Origin of the sequence: Streptomyces sp. NPDC048277, from assembly GCF_040652235.1 — a bacterium.
Lineage (GTDB): Bacteria > Actinomycetota > Actinomycetes > Streptomycetales > Streptomycetaceae > Streptomyces.
On sequence record NZ_JBEZLQ010000024.1, the window covers coordinates 85,446 to 96,669 of the forward strand.

The 11,224-nt window shown below is 70.1% G+C and carries 10 protein-coding genes; 3 read left to right on the forward strand and 7 right to left on the reverse strand.

Translation table 11 applies throughout. The annotated features are described in order from the left end of the window. Nucleotides 1–38: 38 nt before the first annotated feature. The 7 genes from AB0D85_RS38800 to AB0D85_RS38830 all read right to left on the reverse strand — a co-directional run bounded on the left by AB0D85_RS38800 (nt 39) and on the right by AB0D85_RS38830 (nt 9,331). Nucleotides 39–1,421: an MFS transporter gene (locus tag AB0D85_RS38800; protein WP_362331201.1), complete on the reverse strand. Its 1,383-nt coding sequence runs from the start codon at nt 1,419–1,421 to the stop codon at nt 39–41. Between the two features lie 104 nt (nt 1,422–1,525). Further along, nucleotides 1,526–3,820, reverse strand: coding sequence for a glycosyltransferase family 39 protein (locus AB0D85_RS38805; RefSeq protein WP_362331204.1), 2,295 nt, complete (start codon nt 3,818–3,820; stop codon nt 1,526–1,528). Next, the gene (locus tag AB0D85_RS38810; RefSeq protein ID WP_362331206.1) at nt 3,817–5,325 is read right to left on the reverse strand and encodes a bifunctional glycosyltransferase family 2/GtrA family protein; all 1,509 of its coding nucleotides are present in this window, start codon (nt 5,323–5,325) and stop codon (nt 3,817–3,819) included. The genes AB0D85_RS38805 and AB0D85_RS38810 overlap by 4 nt, the downstream gene beginning before the upstream one ends. Nucleotides 5,326–5,339: 14 nt before the next feature. Then, the gene (locus AB0D85_RS38815) at nt 5,340–6,968 is read right to left on the reverse strand and encodes a HAMP domain-containing sensor histidine kinase (protein WP_362331209.1); all 1,629 of its coding nucleotides are present in this window, start codon (nt 6,966–6,968) and stop codon (nt 5,340–5,342) included. Next, nucleotides 6,965–7,705 carry a response regulator transcription factor gene (locus tag AB0D85_RS38820; protein ID WP_150134013.1) on the reverse strand — a complete coding sequence of 247 codons (741 nt, stop codon included), beginning with the start codon at nt 7,703–7,705 and terminating at the stop codon, nt 6,965–6,967. The genes AB0D85_RS38815 and AB0D85_RS38820 overlap by 4 nt, the downstream gene beginning before the upstream one ends. 265 nt (nt 7,706–7,970) lie before the next feature. Then, nucleotides 7,971–8,843 carry a DUF2797 domain-containing protein gene (locus AB0D85_RS38825; RefSeq protein WP_362331212.1) on the reverse strand — a complete coding sequence of 291 codons (873 nt, stop codon included), beginning with the start codon at nt 8,841–8,843 and terminating at the stop codon, nt 7,971–7,973. A gap of 128 nt (nt 8,844–8,971) precedes the next feature. Beyond that, a complete protein-coding gene (locus AB0D85_RS38830; protein WP_362331215.1) occupies nt 8,972–9,331 on the reverse strand; it encodes an HGxxPAAW family protein in 360 nt (119 codons plus the stop codon). 148 nt (nt 9,332–9,479) lie between these two features. Between AB0D85_RS38830 and AB0D85_RS38835 the strand changes: the two genes are divergently transcribed. The 3 genes from AB0D85_RS38835 to AB0D85_RS38845 all read left to right on the forward strand — a co-directional run bounded on the left by AB0D85_RS38835 (nt 9,480) and on the right by AB0D85_RS38845 (nt 11,063). Next, on the forward strand, nt 9,480–9,980 hold the full coding sequence (locus AB0D85_RS38835; protein WP_362331218.1) for a MarR family transcriptional regulator: 501 nt from the start codon (nt 9,480–9,482) through the stop codon (nt 9,978–9,980). A 52-nt stretch (nt 9,981–10,032) separates the two neighbouring features. Next, a complete protein-coding gene (locus tag AB0D85_RS38840; protein WP_362331221.1) occupies nt 10,033–10,470 on the forward strand; it encodes a heme-binding protein in 438 nt (145 codons plus the stop codon). A gap of 155 nt (nt 10,471–10,625) precedes the next feature. Beyond that, the gene (locus tag AB0D85_RS38845; protein WP_362331224.1) at nt 10,626–11,063 is read left to right on the forward strand and encodes a hypothetical protein; all 438 of its coding nucleotides are present in this window, start codon (nt 10,626–10,628) and stop codon (nt 11,061–11,063) included. The last annotated feature ends 161 nt before the right edge of the window (nt 11,064–11,224 follow it).

The window sequence follows — 11,224 nt, forward strand, 5'->3', positions numbered from 1 at the left end:
GCACCCGCACCCGCGCACGAACACATACCCCCTCCCCCCTAGGCGACATTCTTCTCCGCCCTCCTGAGAAGCCCGGCGGCGACAAACCCCCCGACCACCACCGCGACCGCCCCCACCAGCTGCCCCGCCCCCAGCCCCGCCGACAGCGACTTCCCGGAAGCCACCGAAGAGCTGAGGACGGCTCCCAGTACGGCCACCCCCAACCCGTTCCCGAACTCGGCCAGCGTCCCGTTGATCCCGGCCCCGACCCCGGCCTTCTCCGCGGGAATCGCGCTCATGATGGCGTGCGCCATCGCCGGGTTGGCTATCGCGCACCCCGCGCCGATCAGCAGCAGCCCGAGCAGCGTGCCGCCGTACCCGCTGGAGTCCAGAACGGCGATGGACACCAGGCCCAGCGACATCAGCAGCATCCCCAGGGCTATCGCCACCGGCGTACCCAGCCGCGCCGCCCACTTGGCCGACAGGCCCGAGAAGTTGAGGACGACGACCGACAGCGCGAGCGGTGCCGTGCGCAGGCCGGCCTCCAACGGGCCGTAGCCGAGGACGAACTGCAGGTGCTGGGTGAGCAGGAACAGGGCGCCGCCCATGCCGAAGGTGATCAGGACCGCGCCGGCGACGGCGCCCGTGAAACGGCGGTCCCGGAAGAAGTGGGGGTCGAGCATGGGGAACGGGATCCGGCTCTCCCAGTACGCGAACGCACCCAGCACCAGCACCGTCACCGCCGCCATGGCCGTCACCCGCCCCGACGTCCAGCCGTGCTCGGGGCCCGAGATGATCGCGAAGACCAGCGCGGCCATGCCGATCGTGGAGAGCAGCGCGCCGAGCAGGTCGGGGCGGTCGCCCTGGGGGTTCTTCGACTCGGGGACCAGGGCCACCACCGCCGCGAGCGCCAGCGCCGCCACCGGGAGGTTGATCAGGAAGATCGCGCCCCACCAGAAGTGGTTGAGCATGAACCCGCCGATCAGCGGACCGGCGGCGAAGCCCAGCGCGTTGACGGCGCTCCAGATGCCGATGGCCTTGGGGTGCTCGTCGGGGGTGAAGATCTGCATCGCGACGGCGAGGGTGGTCGTCAGCAACAGCGCGCCGCCCACGCCCATCCCGGCCCGCGCCGCGATCAACTGACCCGTCGAATCGGCCAGCCCCGCGGCCAGCGAACCCGCACCGAACAGGACCAGGCCCGCCATCAGCATCTTCTTGCGGCCGTAGCGGTCGGCCGCGCTGCCCGCCGTGAGCAGCAGACCGGACTGGACGAGCGAGTACGCGTTGATCATCCACTGGATGTCCGCGGTGGCCGCGTGCAGCTCCCGGGTGAGGGAGGGGATGGCCACGTTCAGAACGGTGTTGTCGAGCAGCACGGTGAGCTGGGCGAGGCAGATGACACCGAGGATCAGCCAGCGCTGGGGGTGGCCCTGAGAAGTCATGCTGTACACCGTAGAACAGCTCTTGTACGGCGTACAACGTATTTCCGTGGGCATGGCAAAGGGCGGTGGCCGTGGCCACCGCCCTTGCGTCGATCAGGGAACCGTCAGCTGCTGCTGCTCGCCTTCTGCGTGAGGTCGTAGAAGGTGGACGAACCCACCGTCACCTTCTTGAAGTTCTTCTCGACCCACGAGGTGATCTGCGAGGACGTGCCGCTGCTGCTGCCGCCCATGCCGCCGCCGGTGCCGGAGGAGATGAAGTAGTGGATCCTGCCGTCCGCCACGTACTTCTTGAACTGGGCCAGGGTCGGGGACGGGTCGGTGCCGTTGAAGCCGCCGATCGCCATCACCGCGTCGCCGGTGGAGAGCTGGTAGCTCGCCGCGTTCTGGGCGCCGATGGCCGCGGCGACCCAGGTGTACTTGGACGCGTCCTTCTCCAGCAGCTTCTTGGCCTGCGAGCTGACCGTCGCGCCGTTCAGCAGGCCGCCGACGCCACCGCCGCCGCCCATGCCGCCGCCGTCGCCCGTCTGCCCGCCGCCGGGGAAGCCCTGGCCGTTCTGGGAGTTGGAGCTGCCGTTGCCGTTCTGCTGGCTCTGGCCGTTCTGGCCCGGCATACCGCCGCCGAAGCCGCCGGTGCTGTTGCCGTTGCCGCCCGTCTGCCCGCCGCCGGGGAAGCCCTGGCCGTTCTGGGTGCTGGAACCGCCGTTGCCGTTCTGCTGGCTCTGGCCGTTCTGGCCCTGCTGGTTCTGGCCGAAGCCGCCACCGCCGCCCATGCCGCCGCGCATACCGCCGCCGCCACCGGGGCCGCCGCCCATCATGCTCGCGCCGGACGGGCCGGCCGTGACGATGGAGCCGGTGTGGCCCGTCTGGAGGGTGCTCAGGGTGTACGCGGTCGGGCCGGCCAGCGCGGCCACCAGGCCCACCGCCGCCGCCCCGAGGGCGAGCTGACGGCTGATCCGGCCCGCGAAGATCAGGCCGAGCGCGGCGGCCAGACCGCCGATCAGGACCAGGTACTTCAGCCAGGGCAGGTAGTCCGAGGTGCGGTTGAGCAGGACGTAGCCCCAGACCGCGGCCGCGACCACGGACCCGGCCAGGGCGAGCGAGGCCCACAGTTCGGCGCGCTGCTTCCACAGCACGTCCGCGCCCATGCCGATCACGACGGCGAGGTAGGGGGCCAGGGCGACCGTGTAGTACTGGTGGAAGATGCCCGCCATGTAGCTGAAGACGATCATGGTCATCAGCAGCGAGCCGCCCCAGACCAGGAACGAGGCACGGGTCACCGACGTCCGCTGGAGCTTGCGGGTGGCCACCAGGCCGGCGATCAGGAGGATCAGCGCGGAGGGCAGCAGCCAGGAGATCTGGCCGCCGATCTCGGAGTTGAACATCCGGTCCCAGCCGGTCGCACCCCACTGGCCGGTGCTGCCGGTGCCGCCGCCACCGCCGCCGACGCTGCCGGTCTCGTCGCCGCTGAGGCGGCCGAAGCCGTTGTAGCCGAAGGTCAGCGACAGGAAGCTGTTGTCCTGCGAGCCGCCGATGTACGGGCGGGAGGACGCCGGCCACAGCTCGACGATCGTGACCCACCAGCCGCCGGAGACGATCAGGGCGCCGGTCGCGACGGCCAGCTGCCCGAACCGCTTCTTCACCGACACCGGCGCGCAGACCGCGTACACGATCGCGAGCGGCGGCAGGATCAGGATGGCCTGCAGGGTCTTGGCGAGGAACGCGAAGCCGATCGCGGTCCCGGCCCACACCAGCCACTTCGTCCGGCCGTCCTCGACCGCGCGGACCACCATGTAGCAGGCGACCGCCATCAGCAGCGCCAGCATCGCGTCCGGGTTGTTGAACCGGAACATCAGCGCCGCGACGGGAGTGAGCGCGAGCACCGCGCCCGCGATCAGACCGGCGGCGGGGCTGAACCGGCGGCGCACGGCCGCGTACACGACGGCGACCGTCGCGACGCCCATCAGGACCTCGGGGACGAGGATCGCCCAGGAGTTGAGGCCGAAGATCCGGACCGACAGCTCCATCGGCCACAGGGAGGCCGGGGGCTTGTCGACGGTGATCGCGTTGCCGGCGTCCAGCGAGCCGAAGAAGAACGCCTTCCAGGACTTGCTGCCCGCCTGCACGGCCGCCGAGTAGAAGGAGTTGGCGTAGCCGGAGGCGCTCAGGTTGTACAGGTAGAGCAGGAGGGTCGCGGCCAGCAGGCCGAGGAAGGCCGGGCGCACCCAGCGCGGGTCCTCGGGCCGGCCACGCCACAGTCTCCGTACGAAGGGCTGCTCGGGTTCACCGGACCCGGGCGCCGGCGCGGCCGGGTCGCCGGGGACGTCCGGCGTGTGCTGCGGCGCCGGGGGAGGTGTGGCGGGTGCGCCCCACTGGGCCGGATGGTCGGTGTGGGTGGTCATCGGGGTTCCCCCGGGTCGGTGTCGTGGGGGCGCACCGGCTGCAACTGCATGGTGCTGTCCCTCCAGGTGCCGTCCGCGGCTTCACCGGCGCGGAACTGGGTGGTCGTGGTGCCGCTCTGGGCGTACGGCTGCTGCTGCGGCAGCGGCATGCGCTGCGGGAGCGGGCCCTGCGGCTGGTACGGCTGCGGCTGGTATCCGCCGGTCGAGTAGGTCGGGGACGACGGGTTGTGCGTGGCCACCACCGTCGACTCCGGCCGGTCGGTGCCGTCGCGGTCCGGGAAGACCCAGGCGCGCAGCAGCAGGAAGCGCAGGACGGTCGCCGCGAGGTTGGCGGCGACCAGCACCGCCAGTTCGGTGGAGTGCGAGGGGTCGCTGCTCGCCGCGTTCAGGGCGGCGAGGGAGCCACTGGTGAGCGCGAGCCCGATGCCGTAGACGACCAGGCCCTGCGCCTGGTGCCGGACCGCCCCGCCGCGGCCGCGCACCCCGAAGGTGAGGCGCCGGTTGGCGGCGGTGTTGGCGATCGCGGAGACCAGCAGCGCGAGCGCGTTGGCGATCTGCGAGCCGGAGAAGGTGCGGAAGGCGCTGTAGAGGACCAGGTAGAAGAGGGTCGACAGACCGCCGACCACGCAGAACCCGACGAGCTGGCGGGCCAGGCCCTTGGGCACGTCCTGGACGTCGCGGTCGCGCGGGTCGTCCCCGAACGGGCGGGTGAGCCGGTCCAGCGGCAGCGCGCCCGTGGCCAGGGCCTTGCCGACCCGCCAGACGCCCTTGAGGTCGTCGGTGGCGGTCTTCACGATGTGCACGGTCGAGTTGGGGTCGTCGACCCAGTCGACGGGAACCTCGTGGATACGGAGCCCCGCGCGCTCGGCGAGCACCAGCATCTCGGTGTCGAAGAACCAGCCGGTGTCCTCGACCAGCGGCAGCAGGATCTGCGCGACATCGCGCCGGATGGCCTTGAAGCCGCACTGGGCGTCCGAGAAGCGGGCCTGCAGCGAGCCGCGCAGGATCAGGTTGTACGTACGGCTGATGAACTCCCGCTTGGCGCCGCGCACCACGCGCGACGAGCGGGCCAGCCGGGAACCGATCGCCAGGTCGGAGTGGCCGGAGATGAGCGGCGCCACCAGCGGCAGCAGCGCGTTCAGGTCGGTCGACAGGTCCACGTCCATGTACGCGAGGATCGGCGCGTCCGAGGCGGACCAGACGGTCCGCAGCGCCCGGCCGCGGCCCTTCTGCTCCAGCCGGAACGACTTGACCTCGGCCAGGTCCGCCTCGAGCTGCAGCGCCACCTGGGGGGTGGTGTCCGTGGACGCGTTGTCCGCGATGGTGATGCGGAACGCGTACGGGAAGGTGCGCTTGAGGTGGTCATGCAGTCTGACGACGCACGGGCCGAGGTCCTTCTCCTCGTTGTAGACGGGGATCACTACGTCCAGGACAGGCGTACCGGCGTTTCCGGCCGGGAGGTGCTCCCGCGCCGGCAAGGTGCCGGGAGAAGAGTCGGTTCGCATGGGATCGACTCTCGTCAAGCGCCCTGTTGCACCCATGTGGTGGCACTGTGCTGTGCCTGTGAGTGCGATTGCCAGTTGGTTTCGGGGGCCGGCTGGGGGGCCGCCGGGGCAAGCGCGGGCAGATAGAGGGTGAACACCGTACGGCCCGGAACACTGTCCACGGTGACCGCGCCGCCGTGTGCGGACGCGACGGCCTGCACGATGGCGAGGCCGAGACCGGTGGACCCGGTGGACCGCGAACGCGCGGAGTCACCCCTGGCGAACCGCTCGAAGACGTGCGGCAGCAGGTCCTGTGGAATGCCCTGACCGTTGTCCTCGACGTCCACGCACATCCACGGGCCGCGCCGCTGGATGCGGGCGGTGACGGTGGTCCCGGCGGGCGTGTGCTTGCGTGCGTTGCCGAGCAGGTTGATCAGCACCTGCTGGATACGGGCCGCGTCGGCGGCGACCAGGGCCGGCTCGTCGGGCAGGTCGAGCCGCCAGTTGTGGTCCATGCCGGCCGCGCGGGTGTCGCTGATCGTGTCGACGACGAGCGGGATGAGGTCGGTGTGCTCGAACTGGAGCGGCCGGCCGGCGTCGAGCCGGGCCAGCAGCAGCAGGTCCTCCACGAGGAGGGTCATCCGCCCGGCCTCGGACTCGATACGGCCGAGGGCGTGCCGGGTGTCGGGCCCGACCTGCTCCCGCCCGCGCCGGGTGAGCTCGGCGTACCCGCGGATGGAGGCGAGCGGGGTCCGCAGCTCGTGACTCGCGTCGGCGACGAACTGCCGTACCCGCATCTCGCTCTGCTGGCGTGCGTGCAGCGCCCCGTGCACATGGTTGAGCATGCGGTTGAGCGCGGAGCCGACCTGGCCGACCTCGGTGTGCGGATCGCACTCGGACTCCGGCACCCGCTCGCTGAGGTTGACCTCGCCGGTGTGCAGCGGGAGTTCGGAGACACGGGTGGCGGTGGCGGCGACCTTACGGAGGGGACGCGTGGCGACGCCGACGATGACGGTGCCGGCGAGGGTGGCGGCGATGAGGCCGGAGACGGTGAGGCTGATCTCGACCAGGATCAGGGTGCCGATGGTGCCGTCGACATCGGAGGTGGGGATGCCTACGTAGTAGTTGCCCTTGTTTCCGTGGATGTACTGCACCTGGTAGCTGCCGAGGCCGGGGACGCTGACGGTGTGCGGATTCCCGTCCTGGGAGACGGAGCCGATCACCTTGATGGCGGCTTCGCTGAGGTTCGCAGGGTTCATCTGCGTGTAGCCCGCGGAGTTGTTCTCCTTGGTGCCGACCTTGCCGCTGGTGATCGACCCGTTCTCGACCTTGGCCACGAGGGTCTTCGCCGGCTGCGGCCCCCGGCTGACGAAGTCACCGAGGTTGGTCGTCTGATCGGACGGGTCGAGCACCTTGCCTGCGGGCAGGCTGCCCTTGCCGTCCGGTCCGCCGGCGGGGCCACCGGCGGCGCGCGCGGCGACCTCGTGCAGGTTGCTGTTCAGCTGCCCGTACAGGTGGTCCCGCAGCACGAGGGTGGTGACAGCCCCGATCACCGTGCAGACGACGGCGATCAGGGTCACCGACACGACGACGAGCCGGGTCCGCAGGGTGCGCGGCTTTCCCGCTCGTCGTTTCTGCGTACGCGGCCGTCGTCGCCCGCTCATGACGCGGCGGGCTTGATCAGGTAACCGGCGCCACGCCGGGTGTGGATCATGGGCTCACGGCCCGCGTCTATCTTCCGCCGCAGGTACGAGATGTACAGCTCGACCACGTTGGCCTGGCCGCCGAAGTCGTACGACCACACCCGGTCCAGGATCTGGGCCTTGCTGAGGACGCGCCGTGGGTTGCGCATGAGGAAGCGCAGCAGCTCGAACTCGGTGGCGGTGAGGTGGATGGACTCCCCGGCCCGCGAGACTTCGTGGCTGTCCTCGTCCAGGGTGAGGTCACCGACGACGAGCACCGAGTCGGAGCGCCGGTCGGCGGCACCGGAACGGCGGATCAGCCCGCGCAGCCGGGCCACGACCTCTTCGAGGCTGAAGGGCTTGGTGACGTAGTCGTCGCCACCGGCGGTGAGACCGGCGATCCGGTCCTCGACCGCGTCCTTGGCGGTGAGGAACAGGACGGGCACGTCGGGCAGTTCGCGCCGCAGGCGTCCGAGAACCGTGAGGCCGTCCATGTCGGGCAGCATCATGTCGAGGACGACGGCGTCGGGCCGGAACTCCCGGGCGGTCTGGATGGCACCCTGGCCGTCGCCCGCACTCCTGATCTGCCAGCCCTCGTAACGGAGGGCCATGGAAAGGAGTTCGGTGATCGACAGCTCGTCGTCCACCACAAGCACTCGGACGGGGCTCCCGTCCGGCCTCAGCAGTTCGGTGCGCCCCTGGGGCGAGGTCGTGGTCATGGTGGACACCTTGTCCGGGTCCTCTGAGAACACGCTTTCACTAATCTGTGATTTCCCTAAGAAACACACAGGCGCCTCTCAGGGAACGCCTGGGAATCACATCACGTGCGCACGAACTCGTGATCACGCTCGTCGTGAGCTGTGTGGATCATGTACATCCCTGGCCCGCCCGGGGCCGCTGATGAAGCGCCGATGAACCACTGATGAGAGCGTACCGAGCAGCGCCGACGAGCGCGCGGCGAGGCCACGGAGCGGATCTCGGCGCTCAGAAGAGTCCGTCCTGCGGTGTCACGAACTCTCGCACCGGCACCGTCAGTTGGCCGCCCTCCTCCGTCCCCGCAGCGGTCAGTCCCCACCCGGGCAGCAAGCGCGTGTCGAGGACGACGACCCCACGCCGGGTGGCGAGATGGAGATCCGGCCCGGCGGCCGCGACCAGCTCACCGCTCACCACTCCACCCGGGACGAGCTCGGCCACCTCACCGAAGGCGGCGGGAACCCCGTCCAGCCCGAACACCCCTACATGATCGACGGGTTGGCACGGCTCGGGGACAAGGGACTCGGGCCAGCCGCCGAGAGTGACAGCAAGCGCGTGCAGTTCCTCGATCTCGGCCGCCCGCTCGGCCGGGGCCGCCGGCAGCACGGCGCGTACGGCACGCTTCTCGCCGTACGGAATACGGTCGGGCACCCTGAGCGCGGCCCGCAGCAGTTCTTCGGCCCGCCGCGCGGCCATCAGCGGCCCGGCGCCCAGCCAGCTGAAGCAGACGGCCCCCTGCTCCAGCAGCCGCGCCGACCCGCGCTCGACGGCGGTGATCCCGACCTTGACCATCCCGGGCCCGAACCAGGCGAGATACACGTGGTACGGCCGCGGGTCGTCGGCGATGGTGTCGGCGGCCACGGAGTGCGCCCGGTCCAGCCGCGCACACTCCTCGCACCGGGCTCCGGTGCTCCGCCCCGAGACCCTTGCCCGCGTCGCACACGAATGACCGCGCGCTCCGACACATTCCCGCACACCCCCTTCCGCGACGCCGAAGGCCACACGCTTCCCCCGGCGGAGCGGACTGCGCCGCCCACCACTCCACACCAGCACGGGCCCGTCGTCCGACCACCGCAGCCCCGAGCACTTCCACATCTGTGCCATCACTCGCGAGCGTAGAGGCAGGCACTGACAACGGCGGGGGCAAGCACCGACAACGGCGGGGGCGGCCGGGTTGGGCCAGGGAACGCTGGTACAGGGGTGAGCGGGAGGGGATCCCCAGAGCCCGTTGATCAGCCGCCGGCCTCCGAAACCGCGGCCTGCGCCTCTCCCCTCGGCTGGAGCGCGGAGGCGACACGCCGTCCCCGGCCCGCCAGTCGGCAGGCCACACACCCGGCGTGGCCGGTGCGGGCGGCGGTGTCCCGTACTCCGAGCGGCCACTGGGCCCGGGACCGGGGACCCGGCGGCTTGCCCCAGCCCGCGAGATGCAGACACCAGGTGACCAGGACGCTCACGGCACACACCGCGCCCCCTCCGGCCAGGGCCGGGACCGAGACGGTGCATACGCCGAACCCCAGCAGACCGCTTCCGGCGGTCGCGATCGCGGTACCGGTCCACCCCGCCACGGTGTGGCCTTCGTCGTGCTGACTCATATACCCGCCTCCCTTTCCCCAGGCAGCGGAAACGCACGATCCGACGCGAGGGCGACTAGAATCCCTCACCGGGTAAGGAATTTACTCCATATATCTCTCACACGCTAAGGGAATCTGCGATTCCCTCTCCGAGGAGCCGGGAACGACCATGCACGGCAAGCCGCGACCGACCGCCGACCCGGCCCGGGCACTGTCCGCGATGGACCACCTCATCGCGGCCCATGTGATCGGCCAGCAGGAGCTGGCCCGGCGGCTCGGGGTGAACGTCACAGACCTCACCTGCTTCACCTTCGTCCTGGAGGCGGGCGACGACCTGCTGACGGCCGGGGACCTGGCGGCCCGCGCCCATGTGACGACGGGCGCGGTGACGGGCATCCTCAACCGCCTGGAACGCGCGGGCTACGTCACCCGCCGCCCCGACCCCGACGACCGCCGCCGGGTCCGGGTGGCCGCGGTACCGGAGGCCGTCACACGAGTCGAGGCGGTCTACGCCGGCCACTACAGACGCCTCACGGAACTGTTCGCCGACTACACTCCCGCCGAACTGGCCACTCTCACGGACTGGTTCACCCGCGCGACGGCCCTGGCGCACGAGTACCTGGAAAAACTGAACAGGAACGACTCGGCCGACTCGGCGGATCCCTGCTGAGGCCGCGGAAATCCCCCGGAGCCGCGCCTCTCCCGGTGCTACGTTCGAGCCCATGTCCGACACCCCGCGCCTCCCGGGCCTGAAGCTGGCCGACGCGGACTGGCTGGTCCAGGCCGCACTGACCGTCGGCGCGGAGCGGGGCTTCCCTCCCCTCGCGGTGGCAGTCCTGGACGTCGCGGGAGAAGTGATCGCCCTGCGCCGAGCCGACGGCGGAGCGCCCATGACCAGCCGCATCGCCGTGGCCAAGGCACGCACGGCGCTGCTCGCGCTGAAGCCCTCCGGCCAGATCGACCTCCCCGGTGGAATCGTCGACGGCATCCAGCACCTCTACGGCGGCGACTTCGTCCCCTGGGCCGGCGGAGTCCTGGTCACCGACGGCGACTTGATCCTCGGCGCGGCCGGCGCATCCGGCGCCCACGCCGTGGAGGACGAGGAGGCCGTACGTACGGCGATGGAGCGGTGGCGGGAGAACCACTCCAGAACCCCGTGAACCTGCTCTCCTCGCCACCCGGCAGGAATTCTGGGGCTGTACGGGGGAAAAGGCGGGCGCTGCAGCGTGCCTAGTAATCGTTCGACGCCTTCCGTTTGTCATCCTGTCTGCTAAAGCCAGAGATTCGGCAGCAGAGACGACGAAAGGTCGGTCAATTGAAGTTCACCAAGCGTATTGCCGCGATCAGCGCCGCTGCGACGGCGGCTATTCTCTTCAGCGCCGGCGGCGCCCAGGCTCAAAGCGATGCGGGCCTGCTCTCACTTCTGGGCAACCTTCCGTTCCTGCAGATGCCCTACGCGACGGGGTTGGCCGAAAAGGCCGGCACCTCGACCGGAACCCGGGCCACCAATAACAACAACAATAACAACAACACCGGGGTCGGGCCGAACAACAACAATAACAACAACGGGGGCCGCACGAACAACAACAACAATAACAACAACGGCGACAGCCGGGGCCGGGGCGGCGAGGCCGGGATCTTCTCGCTCCTGGGCAAGTCGCTCATCAACTTCCAGGTCTGCTACCCGAAGGGGCAGGCCGGGACGCACAACACCTTCACCGGAAACCAGAACATCAACTGCCACCAGAACTGAGGCGCAACCCGCGGCAGGAAACCGCCGAAGATTCTTCATCAGCGGCGGCACACAACAGCCCGGCAGCCGAGTGAGCACTCACCGGCCGCCGGGCTGTGAAGTTCAACCGTTGTTGTTGTTGTTATTGTTGTTCCCACCTCCGCCGTTGTTGTTATTGTTGT